Raw genomic sequence first — 20,479 nt, 5'->3', positions numbered from 1 at the left:
CGAGTCGGACGTATTCAGGCAAAGAAGTCAATCTTGGAGGACAGTTAATATGAAATCGAGTTTTTTACGCAGTCAAGGCATCGCAGCTTTTGCCATCGTTGGTGGTCTATTGATCGGTTTGTCAAACGGCCATGCCCAAGAAGAAGCAACTATCACGCCTGAAGAAGTCAACGCGGCCCAGCAAGCGTGGTGTGACGGTCTGGTAAACATCGGCAAAGTCTATAAAGAGGGTGGCGACTATATGGGCGTAGCCAGCAAGTTTATCGATGATGCTTATGACTTTACGGGGGGACGGACCTTTTTTCGTCCCACACTTGCAACTGCACCCCAGGCGTTTCGCACAAGCAAAGCAGGCGCGCTGGCATATTTTGTTGGCGGTGATGCCAACTTTCCAGACGACAAAGGATTTGCGCTATCACCCTGGGTGAAGGCGCGCTATGACAATGCCGTGGAAGGGAGCAACGCCATCCAGATTCATGGAAATGTGGCACTAGCGATGGGCAATGTGTTCCTAACTGGTGAGGACGGCAAAGAGATTTTTGTTGATAAGGTATTTGCATTTCGTAGGTGCCCGGATGGCAAGCTGCGCTTGATTGTGCATAAGTCGGCGCTGCCCAACGTTGGAGCAAAGTAGCGCTAACGTGGGTGAGGCAACTTTGATTGTTGATAGCCGCCAGCGGAGAGATATGCGTGCCCTGGGATCCGCAGCTTTACCTGAAGTTTGATCGCGAGCGGACGCAGCCGGCCATCGACCTAGCAGCGCGCATCGACATTGCCGAACCACGAAGCGTTATCGATTTGGGGTGTGGACCCGGCAATAGCACGGCCGTGCTAAAAGCCCGCTGGCCCGAGGCCGACATATCGGGACTCGATAGCGATGCTGAGATGTTGGCCGCCGCACGCCTGAAGCTGCCGGAAGTAAAGTGGGTTCAAGCGGATGCCGGTGCTTGGCAAACCGACAGGCAGTACGACGTTGTGTTTTCCAACGCCATGCTTCAGTGGCTGCCAGATCATGCGCGGGTAATCGGGAATTGGTTCGGCGCCGTTGCCGAGGATGGCGCGCTGGCGGTGCAAATTCCGATCAATTTCAACGAACCAGTCCACCGGCACATTTTGGAAGTCGCGGATGACCCGCGGTGGTGCGATCTAACGAATCCCGCCAAGCGATCACTGCGAGCCAGCGATCCCGCGGATTACTACGAGATTCTGTCGCGCCTTTCCGAACGGATTGAACTGTGGGTGACCAACTACATTCACCAGCTTGACGGACATGTTGATATCATCAAGTGGATGCGTGGCACGGGTTTGCGGCCGTATTTGAACGTCCTCGGCGCCGATCAGAAGCTAGAATTTGAAGTCGAGTTAGTTTCGCGGATTGAGAACTCCTATCCGCCACAATCCAACGGCAAGATTTTGTATCCGTTCCGGCGACTGTTTTTTGTTGCCTATCGCTAGGAGGATTCAATTTTTGCTATAAGCAGGTTCGTCGAATGGCCGCGATTACATGCAAGCCGCAGAGCATTTGTTCTTGGAACTACTATTTGACCGGTGAGAGCCAGCAAGCCTACTTGCAGTTTAATTGGTTGAGCGAGCAAGGGAGTATTACGCTCGACGACGTGGAATATGCTGTACGCAAGCACGGTCCACTCAGTGGTGAGTGGTCACTGGAACAGAATGACGAGCCGCTGGTTTGGGCGAGGAAATCGAATCCCCTCATGCGAACCATTGAACTTAGTTTCGCGGAAACGACGCTCACTTTGCGGGCCGAATCCGCTTTCGGCAGAAGCTTTCTTGGTGAATTCAATGCGCGTACCCTTTTCACGATCAAGCCAGTTCATTTGCTCACTCGTCGTGCGGTCATCGAGACATTCGGAGAGGAACTGGAGTTCCCAACTCTTTGCTTTGCCTTTTGGCTCGTGGCATTGATGTGGCGACGAGCAGCAAACAACAATAATTAGTAATGAGTCGAAAGTTTTCAATAATAAAGACCAATTTAGCAACCTTGCTATTAGCTATGGTTTGCTTGCCAGTTACCGCACAGGAATTAGTTTCCTTCACGGGTGCCACGATGGGCACGCGGTACACGGTTACGATTGCCGAGCGTAAAGATGTTCTGGAAATACAAAAGAGCGTTGACGCGCTGCTGGTTAAGATCAACAAGCAGATGTCAACCTACGATCCCGACTCGGAACTCTCGCGATTTAATCAAACTACAGGAACCGATTGGTTCAGGGTTTCCCCAGAGACCGCAACTGTGGTGGCATTTGCCCTGCAAGTCGCGCAAGAATCGGGCGGTGCTTTTGATCCCACGATTGGGCCCGTAGTAAACCTCTGGGGATTCGGTCCCGAAGAACGGCGACAAGAACCACCCACAGACGCGGCAATTGCCAAAGCTTTAAAGCGAGTTGGTTACAAAAAGCTTGCCGTGCGGAAGGATCCCCCGGCGCTGCGAAAGGAAGTTCCCGGCATTTACGTTGATTTGTCGGCAGTGGCAAAAGGCTTTGCGGTCGATGAGATTTCCGAGCTATTAATGCGAGCGAACTGTTCGCAATCGCTCGTTGTGATCGGCGGTGACATCCGAGCGAATAGCACAAAACCGGATGGCTTGCCATGGCAGATTGGGATCGAAAGCCCTGATGGTGCGGGCAAACCGGTCCAGAAAAAAGTTCCACTGGAAAATACAGCGGTAAGTACTTCGGGAGATTGGAATAACTCTTTCAGCCATGAAGGCCGACGATACTCGCACGTGATCGATCCTAGAACCGGTCGTCCCGTGCCTCATACTTTGGCGAGTGTCACGGTGTTTGCCGGTCAATCGATGCAGGCGGATTGTTGGGATACGATGCTCTTGGTCTTAGGTGAGAGGGAAGGGTTAAAATGGTGCGAAAAACATTATGTCGCCGCAATGTTTTTCTCGCGTCACCCCGATGGCACAGTTGGTGTACGTGAAAGTCAAAGCGTTGCAGAACGGCTTAGTCCTTGATTGTTTGAAGACGTCTCGAGTTAACCATGAACAGTGTGCCGAACCCAACAGTCGCTAATGGAGTGCTCGATAAAAGCACCGGCCAATTCGTTGCGCGAGATGCCGTGCTCGCGATGTGGCTAGGCGATCGCTCGCTGAATTCGCTCCTGCCCGATTTGCAGTTGAACTTAACTGGTGGATCAATGGTTGAGCACACGAGATTGTGCTGTTTTGGAAAAGAGCCGGAGTTCGCCACGGTAGAAATCACACCTCTTGAAGGAGAAGGTCGAGATTGGTCGTTATTGAGAATTGAAATATCGCCGACTTCTGGCAACGAGTATCACGACGTTGTTACTGATCTCCCCGATCGTCGGGCTCTCGAATCGCATCGAGCACGTTGGCGTCGCGAGTATCCTCACGGCAAGTTTCATCACGCCGTCTTGTTTTTGGATCTTAATAACTTCAAGCAGATTAATGACGGACTCGGCCATGCGGTCGGCGATCAAGTTCTTTTGACACTTGCCGGTCGCTGGAAGCAGTCATTGCGCGGTAAGGATTTGATCGTTCGCTACGGCGGCGATGAGTTTGTAGCGATTATCGCGGGTGTTAGATCGCTTCAAGAGGCACAGCCTATCGTTGATCGACTCCGCCGAGTTACGGGTGAGGCTATCGAAATCGGCAGGCGATCAATTGAGATAGGGGTGACGATTGGCGTCGCGCTAGCCGATAGTGTGGAGACGCCTCTCGAAGACTTATTAGCCGCCGCGGACACGGCTATGTACGCCGCCAAACGCTCTGGCCAATAGTCCTTTCTGCATGAGATTTCCGTCCCAAACTGGCATTTCGGTGCATTCCATCCCCCACGAGTTTGCAATCTGTGTGTGATTGACGCCTTGTAAATTGACTCGTTTTTCAGGGTCGAATACAAGAGAGGTAGCAGCTTGTCTGCCCCTTATTCTTCGTGCGAATCAGTACGGAACACCCTTTTCCTTTGGCAACCACCGCGACCGGCGGCGTTGTCGTGCGGGAGCGCTGTCGGCGTTAGTAATATGTCACGCAAGAGGCAAACAAATCGTCATGGCCGTAGATGGTTTTCTTTTTCAAAGCGGCGCACTCCGAGTTCACTGAGTTTCGAGCACCTGGAAGATCGACTGGCGATGGCGGTCGTCATCAACGAGTTCTTGGTCGAGAATCAGTCGGGCATCCGTGATTTTTCTGGAGAAAGGCATGACTGGATCGAACTCAAGAATACCGGTCCGTCAACGGTAGATATTAGTGGTTGGTATCTCACCGACGATGCGTTAAATCTCACCAAGTGGCAAATCCCGGCAACACCGGATACGCAGTCCCTCGCGTCAGGGGAAGTGCTTTTAGTTTATGCGTCGGATAAGAACGGGGTGTTTTCGGGTGAGCTACATACGAATTTCAAATTGGGGCTAGCGGGCGAGTATTTAGGTTTAGTGAGGGCGAACGGCACGACAGTTGAAGACGGTTACGATCCTTATCCGACACAGGTGGCAGATGTGTCGTATGGGCCAGGAGCAAGCGCGGCAACGACATCGAATCAAACATTGGTCGGCGCAAGCACGCCGGTGCGAGTGATCTCACCGACGAGTGAAAACGCAGCACGGGATGACTATTGGCGAGAAGTGGGTTATGACGATTCCGGTTGGTTGAGTGGAACCGGGGGCGTGGGCTTTGATCGCAATGCTGCTGCACCAAATCTCTCGTCTTATATTGGCCGGACTTTAACCGCTGGCGAGATGGATAGCACCGATGCTACGCCACAATACTCGGCCTATGTGCGATATGCGTTTAACGTCACGAATAAAGATGAGTTAACTTCGTTGCAACTGGCATTACGCTTCGATGATGGATTTATCGCTTATCTCAACGGCAAACGCGTGGCTCGCGCCAACTTCGCCGAGGACTTTGTGTACACACAACCGGGTTGGGATTCTTATGCTGGATTGCAGATGGGTACAAGCTCGACGGCTGGCAACGTGCAAAGGTCCGCCGAAGCCAGTGATATCGTATTGTTCGATTTAACGCCGTTTCTGTCGGAACTCCAAGAGGGGACAAATGTCCTCGCGTTTCATGGAGTCAACAGTCGCAGCACGGCCAATAGCAACGAGCATAAACTCGATTTTCTCATTCAGCCAGAGCTGACTGCCACACGGGCCACCGGATCCCTGTTGGGTTACATGGCTGCGCCCACGCCAGGGGCCAACAATGGCGTTGCCACATTAGGAGTGGTAGCCGATACGCAGTTTTCCGTGGATCGCGGATTCTTCGACGCGCCATTTTCATTAGAGATCACGACCCCCACTCCAGGTGCGACCATTCGGTATACGACGGATGGATCGCTGCCAACGGCAACCAATGGCACCGTGTATGCGGGCCCAATCAACATCTCAACGACAACGACCTTGCGCGCCACGGCGTTTGTAACAGGATTTTCCTCGACGAATGTCGATACTCAGACTTACGTTTTCTTGGCTGATGTCATTCAACAAGATGCTTCTTTTGTTTCCCAGCCCTATGCCACCTGGGGGCACGATGGCCCCGATGGAGATAGTGCATCCGGCTACAATCTCGACGATGAAGCGGATTGGGAGATGGACCCTGATATCGTCAATGGGAATGAAACCTCGGTCATCAACGCCCTGAAATCGATTCCCAGCATGTCGCTGGTGATGGATTGGGATGATTTATTTGGAGGAACCCCGATGCCGGGGACGCCTGCTGGCTCGGGAACGGTTGCTCCGGTGCCACAAGGCATTTACATCCACGGCCGAAGCGAAGAACGTGCGACCTCGCTGGAATATTTCAATCCCAACTTGGCGAACGATCAATTTCAGATCGATGCAGCTATTGAAATCCAAGGGCATTCTAGCCCAGGACGGTGGAACTCGGACAAACTGTCTTTCCAGCTTTCGTTCAAAGGGCCATTTGGTGATCCCAAACTGGAATACGATTTATTTGCCGGCACGCCGGATGGCAATAACGCCGCCAATGAGTTCGACGGTCTCATTCTCGATGCGATGTTCAATTACTCGTGGGTACACTCGAACGTCGTGCAACGTGATTATGCCCGCTTTGTGACCGACCAAGTTGTCGCCGATTTGCAAAACGCGGCCAGCGGTGGTGGACCCCATGGGAAATACGTGCATCTGTATCTCAATGGATTGTATTGGGGTTTGTACAACGTTCATGAGCGTCCCGATGACGGATACGGTGCGGAATATCATGGCGGTGATAAAGATGACTACTATGTCGTTAAACACGCCAACCAAGACATCAATCACGAATACACTTGGGTCGAAGGGGGAATCACAGCCGAGCAAGATTATCTTGCGTTGTTAAATGCTGCTCGCGCCGTGGAAAGTAATCCTACGAGTGCTGCCAACTACCAAGCCGTGCAGGGCGTGCTCGATATTGATGCGTTCATCGACTACATGGTCGTTCACTATTATGGTGGCAACGACGCCGACTGGGCACATAACAACTGGTATGCCGAGCGGAATTCTGTCGGCGGAAAATGGCGATTTCATGCCTGGGACAATGAACATGCTTTTCCCACAACGGACAATGGCGATGCATTTACCCAAACTTCAGATTTGACTGATAAAGACGATTTTGAAGCGCCCACCGAGATTCACCAAAACTTGATCGACAATGCCGAATATCGCTTGCGATTTGCCGATCGTGTTCAGGAACTTATGTACAACGGTGGAGCACTGACCGAAGCCGCCGCGGCTGCCGCCTATCAAGCACGTCTTAGCGAGATCGACCAAGCGATCATCGGCGAATCGGCTCGCTGGGGCGATAATCGCGTCCCCAACGATCCTTATACGCGAGAAGATTTTCTGCGAGTGAACAGCGATCCCACGGGAGACGGTCGTGCCGTAGTGCCTGACTTCTTTCCGGTACGCACAAGTGCAGTGTTGGGGCATTTCGACACTGCCGGTTGGATCCCCACACTCGATGCTCCTTTATTCAGTCAATACGGCGGCGAAATCGCTTCTGGCTATGATCTGACGCTTTCTAAACCGGCGGGTTCACCAGGGGGAGCGGTCATTTATTACACGCTCGATGGAAGTGATCCGCGCGATCCGTCGACAAATCTGTTTTCCGCTTCGGCAATTCCGTACACCGCTCCAATTGATTTGATTTCCTCGACACAGGTGAAGGCCCGTATCTACTTCAATAACTCAGGTACCGCGAACGACTGGAGCCCAGTTGTTGACAAGACTTTCGCGTTAGAAGAAGCGTTACCACTGCGAATCGTCGAGGTGATGTACAATCCGCCTGGGTCCGCCGATGACACCGAGTATTTCGAACTATTAAACTTTGGAGACGAAACGATTGATTTGACAGGCGTGCAAATCACTGAGTTTTCCACGGGAGGCTTTACGTTTGGAGCGGAAACACTTGCCGCAGGCGAGCGGATTGTTGTGGTGAAAAATCAAACGGCGTTCGCGGCAGCGTATCCGAGCGTTACCAATGTTGCAGAAGGCGTTTTCTCGGGAAGTTTGGCCAATGAGGGTGAATTGATCTCGCTACGTGGTCCTCTCGGAGAACTTCTGCAATCGTTCATTTATGGCGATAGCAACGTGGCCGGCTGGCCTGTAACGCCTGATGGCGATGGCTACTCGCTGGAATACATTGGGCCACTGGGTGGCGGTGAGGATCCGCGCAATAGTTCTCCAGCAGATCCGTTTGACAATCCTGTGAACTGGCGTGCCAGCTTGATTGAAGGAGGCTCTCCGGGGACTGACGGCGAATTGAACGAGCCCGATTCGGCCGACTTCGACAACGATGGGGACATCGATGGTCGGGACTTTCTGGCGTGGCAACGCGGTCACGGCATGGCCAATCCCACCAAGGCGAACGGCGATGCCAATAACGATGGCCAAGTGGATGCTGCTGATCTGCTGGTATGGCAAGAGCAATATGGCTCGCCACCACCAGTAGTGACATTGGCCGCTCTGACTAGCGAAATTCAAGCGTATGATAGCCAAGAAGATCCGCCAGCGGCTCTCGCTTTCTGGTGGCCACTCGGTTTGGATAGCGAATCCAATGAGAATGAGTTCTCACCTGAATTTTCAGAAGCGATCCAACAACCCGAACTCGATGATGCTTTTGAGCAATACCCAGTCGTTGACTCTGCTCCGGCGGATTTCGGAGACATCGCCGTTTGCCGTTCAGACGAAGAGCTAGCAGTTGTTTGGGACGAGTTGTGGTCTGAGAGCCTTCTTTGAACGCTAATTCCGACCTGATTGGCGGCTTCTCATGAAAATCGTAGTGCTGTTAAATTGCGATAAATAGATAGAGTTTGCGTGATAGCTATACTGTAACTATTTTGCGGGTTGCTCCCGATCCGAAAACTTTGACGATGGCCTGTCGCAGTGGTTTGCTGCGCGCGAAATCAAGGAGGGGACGGGTGCGACGCTTCTATTCATTCTTTATGGCGATTTTCTTCACCGCCAGCGGGGGCTATTGTGCCTTTGGTCAAGAGCCGGTGAGCGTTGAAAATGCGGAGAAAATCGAATCTCTCGAAGAGCGTATTGCTGAATTGGAGCTCACGCTCGCGACGTTGCAGCCTTTGCCAGCAATCGCCAGTGAACCCGACCCCAAAGCCATGAAGGCTAGGTGGGGAGAAAATGGCTTTGAAGTCATCTCAAGCGACGAGAGTTTTCGAGTCCATGTCGGTGGTCGAGTGCAGGTCGACGGCGTGGCATTCGAGCGATCCGACCTAGTACTCGGTGGCGTGGGGACTCAAGATGCGGTCGATTTCCGTCGTGCACGAATTCGGGTCGATGGCACGATGTATGAAAGTATGACTTGGGCAGCAGAATTTGATTTTGTTAACGGTCAAAATTTTGATCCCCCCGACCCGGCAGCGCCGCTTTCACCTTTTGGTGGGAATGTTGGGAATGTTGTTGCTCCCACCGACCTATGGTTCGCATTCAACGATGTTCCCTATTTAGGAGTCGTGAGAGTTGGTAATCAAAAAGAACCGATAGGAATGGAACATTTGTGCAGCAGCCGTTTTCTTGATTTCATGGAGCGTTCTTATCTGCAAGATGCGTTCTACGGACCGTTCAATAATGGCTTTACGCCCGGCTTGAGTCTGCTTCAAGTGAATGAGGCGACAACTGTGACCGGGTCGCTCGGTATTTACAAAAATGTTGAGAACGTCTTTGCTTACGATACCGGAAATGGTGAGTATGCATTGACGGGACGTCTGACATGTGTTCCTTTATCATCCGAGGATGATGCACGCTTGCTGCACTTAGGGTGTGCTGCAAGTTTTCGCGGATACGATCAGGACACTTCAGTTACGACAGGAAATATACGAATTCGTAGTCGTGCATCACTGCGTAATGGACCCGGGCCACTCAACCCCCATCTGGCGGATACCAACTTTACGGGCCGATTGTTTGCCGACAATCAAGCACTTATTGCACCCGAGATTGCACTCGTTTATGGACCGTGGTTATGGCAGTCGGAATATGTCGCCGGGTTTATTAATAATACTCAATTTACCCCCAATGGTGGTGTAACCAGCGATGTAGGACAAGTGTTTGTTCAGGGACAATACGTCGAGGTGCTTTACTTCCTTACCGGTGAACATCGACATTACGAACGCTACGAAGGTCGTTTTGGACGCGCAAAACCTCACAGCAACGCCGTCTGGAATCGATGCGGAATTCAATCTTGGGGAGCTTGGCAAGTAGGCATTCGATATGGCTTTTTGGATCTTAATGATGACGCCGTGCAAGGTGGTTATATTCAGGATTTAACGATTGGTTTAAATTGGTTTTTCAATCCGTTCTCGAAGCTACAGTTTAACTATGTGCATGAAAAAGTAGATAACGTTCATGTCAACAATCTAGGGGCTGTGACGGCTGTGAACGACGGCAGCCTCGATGGTTTCGGGATGCGATTTGCATTCGATTTCTGATCTGGAGTACAGGCTTGATTTCATTAGTAACCGGCGGCGCAGGGTTTATTGGTTCGCACATCGTGACTGCGCTTGTCGAGCGTGGTGACTCAGTGCGAGTGCTCGACAATTTTGATACAGGAAAGCGCGAGAACCTGGCCCATGTCGCTGATCAAGTCGAATTGATTGAAGGCAGCATTACCGATCCAAAGACGGTAGCTCAAGCGGTCAAGGATGTCGAAATCATCTTTCACCAAGCCGCCTTGGCTTCCGTACCACGTAGCGTCGATGCGCCGCTTGATACCAATGCCGTGTGCGTCACCGGAACCGTGAACCTACTTGATGCCGCGCGGAAAGCCGGCGTGCGTCGCGTTGTGTATGCAGGTTCCAGCAGTGCGTATGGCGATGATCCCACACCTTCGAAGAGCGAAAACATCGTGCCGGCACCGATTTCTCCCTACGCTGCGGCTAAGTTGGCGGCAGAAGGCTATTGTCGGTCGTTTACGGCGACTTACGGCCTCGAGACGGTAACGATTCGTTATTTTAATGTCTTTGGGCCGCGGCAGGATCCTGAAAGCGAGTACTCGGCTGTGATCCCTATTTTTGTGTCGATGATGCTCAAGGGAAAAAGGCCAACCATTTTTGGTGATGGGCTGCAGTCGCGAGATTTCACGTTTGTGAGCGATATCGTGCGGGGCAATCTCTTGGCAGCGGAAGCCGGTGATGCCTCGGGTCAGGTCATCAATGTGGCAACCGGCAAGCAGTTCACACTGCTCGACTTGGTCGCGTCGATTAATAAGGTCCTCGGTACAAGCATTGAACCCGTGTTTGCCCCTGCCCGAGCCGGTGATGTTCGAGAAAGCCTGGCCGATATTTCACTAGCCCGTAAGCTCCTGAAATTCGAACCGCAGGTTAGCTTCGACGACGGGCTTGAACGCTCAATCGCCTATTACCGTAGCATTGTTTAGGCACGATGAAGGAATTGTGATTTTTGGGACTTGGCGCGCGCGGCATTTGCGCTTGAATTCTCGTGTATTCTGTTTTACCGTAGCAGTATTCTCAATCGCTTAGGGAGAGTGCGCTATGAATTCGTCTCGTCGTGATTTTCTCCGTCAGTCTTCAATTTTCGCTGCGGGTTTTTTATCGCTCCGTAGCTTTTGCGACCAAATGGCTCACGGGATCGAAGTTTCCGTGGATGCCCCCTACGGAACCTTGGTCGGCGATGCCAACGGGGTAATTGATCTTCCCGCGGGATTTTCGTATCAGGTCATTTCGGTAAGTGGCAAGCCGATGAGTGATGGATTTATCACTCCTGGCCTACCCGATGGCATGGCAGCGTTTCCAGGCCCCGATGGTTTGACGATTATAGTCAGAAATCACGAGCTGATGCCGTTTGAAGGTCCTACTCCCTATGGCAAGCAGAATGAATTGCTCAGCCGGATTGAGGATCGCTTTATTTACGATCGCGGATATGGCAAAACGCCACACAATGGCGGTACGACCACGCTAGTGTACGATACCCGCGAGCAGAAGGTCGTGCGAGATTTCTTAAGTTTGACCGGCACAACTCGCAATTGTGCGGGAGGGCCTACCCCGTGGAATAGCTGGATCACTTGCGAAGAAAGCGTCGTCAACGAAGGCCCCGGTACCGATGGCGAGTATCGTAGCGAGAAAAACCACGGTTACAACTTTGAAGTTCCCGCTACAGCCGATGTCGCTATGGCAGAAGCTCTGCCGTTGACAGATATGGGACGGTTTTATCACGAAGCGGTTGCGGTCGATCCCGATACTGGCATCGTCTACCAAACGGAAGACCGTGATGACGGATTGATCTATCGTTTTATTCCCAACAAGCTCGGGGATTTGCGTGCAGGGGGAAAATTGCAGGCGCTCAAATTTCGCGAAAGTGCTGCGATTGATTCTCGAAATTGGGAAAAACAAACAGTTGAGGTGGGCAAGAAGCATCCCATCGAGTGGATCGACATGGCGGATGTCACCTCGCCCAAGGACGACCTGCGCTATCGCGGATTTGAAGCGGGGGCAGCACGGTTCGCGCGCGGTGAGGGAATGTGGTACAGCAACGGTCAGGTTTTCTTTGCATGTACGAATGGCGGCAAAGCACAGACGGGCCAGATTTGGCGTCTGGTTCCTAAGAAATTTGGCTCAAGTGAGGCTGAAACCGTCGAACTCTATATTGAACCCAATAACGCTTCCATCTTGCAGGCCGCTGACAACATGACAGTCTCGCCTTGGGGGGACATCGTTATCTGTGAAGATCACGACAAAGATGCTCGGATTATGGGAATTTCGCCGAATGGTCGGCTCTATCCTCTTGCCCAGAATCATTTGAATTCAGAGTTTGCTGGTGTGACTTTCTCGCCGGATGGTTCCACCTTGTTCGTCAACGTGCAAGCGCGCAACATGACCTTGGCCATCACCGGTCCATGGGGTCAACGGGCGACAAGCTGATTACACGAGCATTATGAGCGACGTTGCAGCCATCACTAACATGAACACGTCTTCAACAATCGTGACGGTGCTCATCGGCAGTTCAAACACGGTGCCTAAGCAACCGCATTGAATTTGCTGTTTTCGGAGAACCGCGTTTACGACTCCGATTGTCCCGATGGCCATGATGATCAGTGTGATAAAGTTTGTTGCTATCGGCCATACGTGCAGCAAATAGGCTATGCCGAGTCCTAATTCAATCCACGGATAGACATAGCCGTAGGTTGGCCATCTCGCGGCGATGACATCGTAGGATTGATAGGCTCGCGCGAAGCCTGGGATGTCGAGAATCTTAAAAAAAGCGAACACAACGAAAAATAAACCCATGAAGCTGTTCATGAGCGGCATGGCATGCCAGTTTTGCGTGGAAACGGCAATCAACAAAGCGCCACCCACGATGAAGGCGGCAATCGTGAGTAACGGCTTGTAGGTTTGCGGCCACGATTTCTGGGCCGGTCTAAGTTCGCACGCTTCGCCACTCTGTGCCGATTCGATAGGTGTAATTCCATAATCACCAGCCTTCGCGATGACAGTTTGCAAGGTTTCCAAGGCCAAGGCTACATTCGATTCAACGATGGCGGTACCCGAGGCTAGCGATACTTGAGTCGACGTTACGCCTTCGACCGAGCGAATTGCGTCCCGCACCTTGCTTTCACAAGATTGGCAATGCATCCCGGAAATGGAGTAGTTACTGGTCACTGGAAACCCCTGAAAAACCGCTGGATAGGCCGAATAGTTGACTCCCCTGCCGGTTCGGCCAAAATAGCTGTATGACAAATGACATGCGTGTCGGAAACTTCGACACGCACCCGCCTTGGGTGTTCGGCCTACAATACAAATTATACAGGTTTTGCCCACGCAATAGATGCCCACAATTCGAGCGAGCTTCGCCGAGCGTAAGAATTCACTAAAATGCGTTACCGACCGCGCGACTTCTCATTTGCCGGGTGCGTTTAATTTTTCCATGAGGGATGAGAATCGAAAATGTCTTTTCCAAAAGCAGTTAGCTTAGCAGGAATTTTTTTAGCTCTTTTGGGAGCATTCGCAAATTGCGGCGTTCTGTCGACTGCATGTGGGGCTGAAACGCCGACCACTGCCAAGCCTAAAAAGCCCTCGAAATTCAAAGAGTTTAGCGAGGTGACCGAAGGGGCCAAGAAATATGAAGGTTTACTTGATCTCTACGAAAAAGATCAGCATCTCTATGCCGTGTTGAGTGGTAGTGATTTCGACAAACCTTTTTTGGCACCGATGACGATTGCTCGTGGTGCTGCCTCGGCGGGATTGTCGCTGAATTTTGACGAGCAATGGATTCTTACGTTTAAGCGAGTCGGCGACCGGGTGCATTTGATCCGCAAAAACTTGCGTTACGAAGCCCCCAAGGGATCGCCTTTGGAGAAGGCAGTTCAACAGAACTATACCGACTCGGTGCTGATGGCGTTGCCTATTGTGAGCGACGATGCACCGGGCGGTGGAGTGTTGATTGATCTGAATGACATCTTCTTTACGGACTTTGCCAATCTCGCGGCGGGGAGCATAGATCGTTCGCGGGCAAGTTGGTTCAAAATCAAGGCCTATCCGGGCAACTTAGAACTCCAAGTTCAGGTCACTTTCAGCGGCAGTTCTTCTGGCGGCGGCCACGGCGATTATGGGTACGTCGATCCGCGCGGCATAACGATGGTGTTGCATTACAGCCTCGTGAAGATGCCTGATAGCGGTTATAGACCGCGTATGGCCGACCAACGGGTGGGGTATTTCCTGAGCGCCACCAAGGATTTTGGTTCGACCGATCCTGATACGACGTTTGTCCGGCGGATTAATCGTTGGCGGCTAGAAAAGGCCGATTCCGACGCGAAGCTTTCATCCCCCAAAAAGCAAATTGTCTGGTGGGTCGAGGATACCGTACCTCACGAATATCGCCCCTATGTCGAAGCAGGCATTTTGGAGTGGAACAAGGCCTTCGAGAAAATAGGCTTCCGCAATGCGATTAGCGTCCGTTGGCAAAACGATCAGGACGATTTCGATCCCGAGGACATCAACTACTGCACGTTCCGTTGGGTGACTACCCCTGTGACGTTCGCCATGTCCAACTTGCGATCAAACCCCGTTACTGGCGAGATGATCGACGGCGACGTGATTTTCGACGCGAGTTGGATTCGCTGGTGGCAGCAAGAATATGCCTACTTGGTAGCCGCACCCACCAGTGAAGGTGACGAGGACGATGAGGAGTCCACGACGATGCTGGGAGTCGGTGAAATCATCAGCCCCATGATGGCCGTGCAAAAAGGTTATGGCATGCCGATGTCGCTCCGCGGCCGACTCGGCCAGGTCCCTGTCCAAGCCACGCTCCATGGTGAGCGCACTTTGTCTGCCATTCCTGATACCTGGAGTTCCTTCCACGCCGCTTTGAGCCGCAAGGCTTCGGATTCTGGTTGCTGTGCTGCTTGCCAATACGCGGCGTCCATGCAGGCTCAATTCCGCATGGCCTCGATGGCGATGGCTGCTCGCGGAGGCGGTGCCGAACTTCCGGAAGAGCTGTTGGGACAAGTCATCAAAAGCGTCGTTATGCACGAAGTTGGGCATTCGCTCGGCCTGCGACACAACTTCCGCGCGAGCAGCATGCTCGACCTGGAAGATGTTCACGACACAGGTATCACCCGCGAAAAAGGTCTCGTGGGCAGCGTGATGGATTACACTCCGGTCAATATCGCTCGCAAGGGAGAGAAGCAAGGTGATTATGCCACCACGACTCTCGGCCCGTATGACTACTGGGCAATCGAATACGCTTACAAGCCAATTTCTGGCAACGAAAAAGAAGAGTTGAAGAAAATTGCCGCTCGTTCCCCCGAACCTGAACTCGACTTTGCCACGGATGAAGATCTCTACGATTCCTACGATCCTCGCGACAATGTCTATGACCTTGGCTCGAATCCTTTGGAGTACGCCAAGCTCCGCATGCTGATCGCAGAGGATGTTCTCAAGGACTTGGAGCAGAATCTCGTGCAGGATGGCGAATCTTGGGCTCGTTTACGTCCCGCGTTTTTGACCGTTTTGCAGCAATATGGCGATGCGGCTTACATGGCGACTCGTTATGTCGGCGGACGCAAGATTTCGCGTGATGCACGGGGCAAAGACTCCCGAGATCCTGTTGTGCCCGTGCCCGGGGATGAGCAACGCGAAGCGTTGAAGTTTATTGCCGACAACATTCTGGTGGATAATCCCATTCCCATGCGGCCGGAACTGTTGCGCCGCGTGTCGAGCGAGCATTGGATGCACTGGGGTTCGCAGGCCGGCGTATCCGCTTCGCGTGTTGCCGTGCCTTATTTTGACTATGTAGAAGCGATTCAAAATATCGCAATGTCTGAGCTCTTCGGAGGCGGTTCGCGGTTCAACATCATTGAAAACAATGAAGCTCTTGTTGACGAAGATGATGAGCCCTTGGAAGCCGGAGAAGTCTTCCGCACCTATACTGATGCGGTTTGGTCCAACCTCAAGGATCTCGACGATAAATCAGATAAGAAGTTGAAGTTGACCCGGGTCCGTCGCAACATGCAACGTGCTTATCTGCAGTATTTGATCAATATCGTGCTCGGTCCGAAGAACGATAATTCTTGGATCGCGTTCGCCCTGTTCAACACCTCGGATGACCCATTTCCGGCTGATGCCCGTGCCTTGGCCCGTCAGCATCTGAAGGAAATTCATGCCCTTGTTGATGAAACTCTGGAGGATGACAAGGTTGATATGAATGATCTGGCTCGTGCTCATTTGGGAGAGATTTCTGATCAGCTGAGCAAGGCATTGAATGCCTCCGTGACATCTGGCAAGTTTTGATTCATCGCCTCACCTTTGTTTTCCATCCTTGCTAATCCACGAGCTCGCTCTTACTAACAGAGCTAGTCAGGTCAGGTATTGTTTGTATCATTTAGGGCATGACCGCTAAAGTTGCAGTGTTTATGGGGACTCGGCCTGAGGCCATTAAATTGGCCTGTGTGGTGGCAGAGTTGCAAAAAAATGCTTCGTTGACACCGTTTGTCATCAATTCCGGACAGCACAACGAGCTTATTCAACCGATTATCGATCTCTTTGGAATCCAAGTCGATGCGAGCTTACGGGCGATGCAGCCCAATCAATCATTGCCGCAATTGACTTCTCGCTTGATAGAAAGAATTGATGAAGCTCTCGAATTGAGCAAGCCGGATGCCGTTGTCGTACAAGGAGACACAACAACGGTTTTATGTGCCACACTGGCAAGTTTTTATCATCGAATCCCAGTGGCTCACATCGAAGCAGGGCTCAGAACTGGCAACCTGGCGTCTCCATTTCCTGAGGAAGCCAATCGAAGGCTCACGACGACTCTTGTTAAATGGCACTATGCACCTACCGCTCGAGCACGAGAGGCTCTGATTGCCGAAGGTGTTCCGAGTTCGTCAATTTTGGTTACAGGGAATACTGTCGTCGACGCCTTGCTACAGGAGCGTATCAACCAAAGCTCGCCGCAGGTAGTAATGCAGATCGATGCCTACCTGAACCCATTGCTGGGCGATGATTGGCGAGATCGGAAGATCGTTTTGATCACGGGGCATCGGCGTGAGAATTTTGGCGAAGGTTTTGAGCAGATCTGTAAGGCTCTCGTAATGCTCGCGACAAAGTTTCCGGAACTACTCATCGTCTACCCAGTGCATCTCAATCCCAACGTACGCGCAACTGTTTACGAGCGTTTGGGTGATAACTCGAGAATTCGATTGATTGAGCCCTTGGGTTACAGAGAGTTTACAGCTCTTGCCGCACAAAGCCGGCTCATACTCACGGACTCAGGGGGTATTCAGGAGGAGGCTCCCTCACTAGGAAAGCCAGTACTCGTTATGCGCGACACTACCGAACGACCTGAAGGCGTTGAGGCAGGGATCGTGAAGCTGGTTGGCGCGAACGCAGAAAATATTGTTTCCGAGGCGAGTCGGTTGCTGACTGACGACGGAGTTTATGCGCAGATAGCCAAGGTCGCATCACCCTATGGCGACGGCCAAGCCAGTAGTCGCATCGTCAAGCATCTCGCCAGTGTGCTTGCTTAGATAGACCTTTTAGAACAGCTGCGGGCAGCGTCGTTCAGCAAAGACGATTTCTTCGTGAACTGGCCGCTTTCCAGAGACCACAAATCAGTAGCAAGCCGAAAGTGCTTGGTTCCGGCACAAATGAAAATCCCAAATGCGTGCTATCGACATAGCCAGGCACGAAACCACTCTGCCCGGTCAGACTTGCAATGTTATACCGAATAATTGCCTCGGCACCTCGGGCTCCCACTGGGACAGGAACATCGGTCATTTGTACAATTTCCCATGTACTTGGGTCATTATCCAACGGACCCGAGAGAAGTGTTGCTGGTGCGCCTAAAGCATTTTGAGCGCCATCAAGAAACTGGAGCAGGATCTCAGCAGTAACACCGACTGGGGCGCTTGCTGGCACATTGAGATGGGCAAAGTAAAGTGCCAAGGCTGCTCCCGTATCAACTTGTGGGTTGGTAAGTAAGCCGATACTACCAATCCGTTGTTTAATCTCGCTGAGCGAACTACTATCATCTAGCAGCTTGGCCATTTGGTCTCCAACGAGTGGAGTAATGCCGTTATCAGCTCCTACAATTTCCGCGGCTTCTGCTGCCCAACTATCAACTGCTGTTAAGCCTGTTCCACCCCACGGAGCGAGATCGGATGTCAAATAGGGCGAATCGAAGCTGGGATTACTCAATTGAGCCCTTGCTTCGGAACCTACACCTAAGAAAAGGACTGTGCAGAACAGGGAGTTGAAAATTCTGGATTTGTTGGAAAAGGACGTCATCATTAGCTTGCCTCTCAAATAGATGTGTCAACGTCATCGAGCTTTACTAGTAATTCACAGCCATGCTGACAAGAATAGGTATCTATGTCTTGTCAAATGTAAATAAATTCGGACGGTCTAATCTCTCAATGAATGGCTTTTATCATAATCATTTTGATAGTGCGGGGTCAAATTCTTGGTTGGCAAAAAACGTCATTAAAGCAATAACTTCGCGTTTTTACCCCCCTGGCAGCCGCACGCTCACCTCTTCATTTGGTGCTATCGTAGGCTTGCTGATATGCATTCTTTGTTTTGCCAGCTGGGCAAGTGCTGAATCAACCAGCTCTGCTTCTGCTACCAGTAATATCAAGTTCGTATGGGCTAATACGGGCGAATACAAGGTTCCGCGCGAGGATTTGCTGGTTACTCGCGGACCAAAGGAAACCCAAAATTCCGTTTGGGACGGGAAAGGAATACGGCTTTTCGGTGCGCGAAATGAAACCATCGCGTTCAATTTGATGCTCGAAACGGGAGATGTCGCCGCTAGGGACGTCAGTGTCGCTTTTGATCGGCTTACTGGACCTGATGGAGCGCAAATCACTGGCCGCACGCCCAAGCCTGATGAAGACGTTTTCAATTACGTTGGCCGAAATATTGAGTTGTTTTTTATCCGATATTTGCCAATCAAAGGGATCTCGAAACTCGCTTATGACCATTACGACGAGCGTCACATTCCGGCTCGCTTACGTCGACCCTACGACGCGAATGGTTATGGGCGCGGTACTTGGAAAGATCGCCCCGATCACGACAAATCTTACCCAGATATCGCCGTGCCGCTTGAATTGCACAAATCTTTCCAGGTTGATGCGAATACAAATCAATCCATTTGGGTCGACATTTATATTCCCCGCGATGCAGCGCCAGGAATTTACCGTGGCGATGTCGTTGTCACCGAGCAAGATAAGCAGGTGCGAACGGTCCCCGTGGAACTTGAGGTCCTAGATATTACGCTTCCAGACTTGCCGAGCGCACGCACGATGCTGTTCTGTAGTAAGGAAAACATTAATCAGCGATATTTCCATGAACGATATCCCCACGACACGAAGAATCCTAAGCTGATTGAGGAATCTCAAACTGTGATTGATCGCCACTTTCAAATGGCACATCGTCATAAGATTTCACTCATCGATGGCTACCTGCCGGTCGAACAAGTGGCCGAAGAGTGGGAGGATCGACTAAACGGAAAGTTATTTACTGCCGACCAGGGCTATGCAGGTGTCGGCGAAGGAGTGGGTAATAATGTTTATAGCATTGGAACGTATGGCTCGTGGCCCCGTGAGAATGCAACTGAAAAGTCGCTTCAACAGGAAAGTGATAGTTGGGTCCAATGGTTTCAGGACAAGAAATTTGACACGCCAACCGACTATTTTTTATTTCTGATCGATGAATCGACTGATTTTCCACAGATCGAGCAGTGGTCGGAGTGGGTCAAAAAGAATGCTGGCATCGGCAACAGCCTGCCTACAATGGCTACCGTGTCTGCACCGCAATCTTGGAAACAGGCACCAAGTTTAGTCATTCCGACTACCACGATGACGGTAGGCAAAACTCAAGAGTGGGTGGATGCCGTGCGCAATTATCAGCAGTCACCCGACCATAAATATTACATGTATAACGGATATCGACCGGCCTCAGGCACGCTGACCACCGAGGACGATGGGATCGCGCTGCGTGAACTCGCGTGGGGCCAGTTCAAAATGGACGTCGAGCGCTGGTTTGTCTGGGAGAGCACTTATTATAACAATTTTCAAGGTGGATTGGGAGAAACGAACGTTTTTCAGCAAGCACAAACCTTCGGCGGAAAGAGTGATCCGGATCCGGTCATGGGTGAGACTGGTTGGAACTACAACAATGGAGATGGCGTATTGTTTTACCCTGGCACGGACAAAATCTTTCCTGAAGAGAATTACAACTTGCCAGGACCAATTGCATCGCTACGACTGAAGCATTGGCGGCGTGGCATTCAGGATCACGATTATCTCACGATGGCTGCGGACATCGATCCAGAGAGAGTTAGGGAAATCGTCAACCGAATGGTCCCCAAGATTCTCTGGGAGTACGGAATAGATGACGAGAGCGATCCGACTTGGGTACGGACGGATATTTCTTGGTCAACTAATTCTGACGAGTGGGAGGCAGCTCGGCGAGAATTGGCGGAAATTATCCTGCAGCATTCCAAAGAAAGTAAGCCTTAG

14 protein-coding genes are annotated in these 20,479 nt (G+C 51.6%); 12 read left to right on the top strand and 2 right to left on the bottom strand.

The genetic code is table 11. The features are described from left to right. The first annotated feature begins 49 nt into the window (after window positions 1-49). The 9 genes from SH678x_RS12660 to SH678x_RS12620 all read left to right on the top strand — a co-directional run bounded on the left by SH678x_RS12660 (window position 50) and on the right by SH678x_RS12620 (window position 12,380). Window positions 50-634 carry a metal-independent carbonic anhydrase family protein gene (locus tag SH678x_RS12660; RefSeq protein WP_496918816.1) on the top strand — a complete coding sequence of 195 codons (585 nt, stop codon included), beginning with the start codon at window positions 50-52 and terminating at the stop codon, window positions 632-634. A gap of 56 nt (window positions 635-690) precedes the next feature. Beyond that, window positions 691-1,455 carry a methyltransferase domain-containing protein gene (locus SH678x_RS12655; protein ID WP_496918815.1) on the top strand — a complete coding sequence of 255 codons (765 nt, stop codon included), beginning with the start codon at window positions 691-693 and terminating at the stop codon, window positions 1,453-1,455. A 35-nt stretch (window positions 1,456-1,490) separates the two neighbouring features. Then, window positions 1,491-1,958 (top strand): hypothetical protein, encoded by a 468-nt coding sequence (locus SH678x_RS12650; protein WP_496918814.1) that lies wholly within the window; start codon window positions 1,491-1,493, stop codon window positions 1,956-1,958. Window positions 1,959-2,023: 65 nt separating this feature from the next. After that, window positions 2,024-2,983, top strand: a complete 960-nt coding sequence (locus SH678x_RS12645; protein ID WP_496918813.1) for an FAD:protein FMN transferase — start codon at window positions 2,024-2,026, stop codon at window positions 2,981-2,983. 26 nt (window positions 2,984-3,009) lie between these two features. Continuing rightward, a complete protein-coding gene (locus tag SH678x_RS12640; protein WP_496918812.1) occupies window positions 3,010-3,768 on the top strand; it encodes a GGDEF domain-containing protein in 759 nt (252 codons plus the stop codon). Between the two features lie 351 nt (window positions 3,769-4,119). Then, the gene (locus SH678x_RS12635; protein WP_496918811.1) at window positions 4,120-8,226 is read left to right on the top strand and encodes a CotH kinase family protein; all 4,107 of its coding nucleotides are present in this window, start codon (window positions 4,120-4,122) and stop codon (window positions 8,224-8,226) included. 74 nt (window positions 8,227-8,300) lie between these two features. Continuing rightward, window positions 8,301-9,932 (top strand): OprO/OprP family phosphate-selective porin, encoded by a 1,632-nt coding sequence (locus SH678x_RS12630; RefSeq protein WP_496918810.1) that lies wholly within the window; start codon window positions 8,301-8,303, stop codon window positions 9,930-9,932. 14 nt (window positions 9,933-9,946) lie between these two features. After that, window positions 9,947-10,879 (top strand): SDR family oxidoreductase, encoded by a 933-nt coding sequence (locus SH678x_RS12625; protein ID WP_496918809.1) that lies wholly within the window; start codon window positions 9,947-9,949, stop codon window positions 10,877-10,879. A gap of 115 nt (window positions 10,880-10,994) precedes the next feature. After that, window positions 10,995-12,380, top strand: a complete 1,386-nt coding sequence (locus SH678x_RS12620) for an alkaline phosphatase PhoX (RefSeq protein WP_496918808.1) — start codon at window positions 10,995-10,997, stop codon at window positions 12,378-12,380. Here SH678x_RS12620 and SH678x_RS12615 read toward each other — a convergent pair whose 3' ends face one another. Next, entirely contained in the window at window positions 12,381-13,118 is a 738-nt protein-coding gene (locus SH678x_RS12615) for a heavy-metal-associated domain-containing protein (protein WP_496918807.1), read from the bottom strand. It lies immediately after the preceding gene. Between the two features lie 285 nt (window positions 13,119-13,403). Between SH678x_RS12615 and SH678x_RS12610 the strand changes: the two genes are divergently transcribed. Further along, the gene (locus tag SH678x_RS12610) at window positions 13,404-16,247 is read left to right on the top strand and encodes a zinc-dependent metalloprotease (protein WP_496918806.1); all 2,844 of its coding nucleotides are present in this window, start codon (window positions 13,404-13,406) and stop codon (window positions 16,245-16,247) included. A gap of 98 nt (window positions 16,248-16,345) precedes the next feature. Next, window positions 16,346-17,485: a non-hydrolyzing UDP-N-acetylglucosamine 2-epimerase gene (wecB, locus tag SH678x_RS12605; RefSeq protein ID WP_496918805.1), complete on the top strand. Its 1,140-nt coding sequence runs from the start codon at window positions 16,346-16,348 to the stop codon at window positions 17,483-17,485. A gap of 34 nt (window positions 17,486-17,519) precedes the next feature. Here wecB and SH678x_RS12600 read toward each other — a convergent pair whose 3' ends face one another. Beyond that, on the bottom strand, window positions 17,520-18,248 hold the full coding sequence (locus SH678x_RS12600) for a hypothetical protein (protein WP_496918804.1): 729 nt from the start codon (window positions 18,246-18,248) through the stop codon (window positions 17,520-17,522). A gap of 494 nt (window positions 18,249-18,742) precedes the next feature. Here SH678x_RS12600 and SH678x_RS12595 point away from each other — a divergent pair, with 494 nt between their 5' ends. After that, a complete protein-coding gene (locus SH678x_RS12595; RefSeq protein WP_496918803.1) occupies window positions 18,743-20,479 on the top strand; it encodes a DUF4091 domain-containing protein in 1,737 nt (578 codons plus the stop codon).

This window comes from Bythopirellula superficialaquae (assembly GCF_059632245.1).
This window is presented reverse-complemented; position numbering and strand designations above follow the sequence as displayed.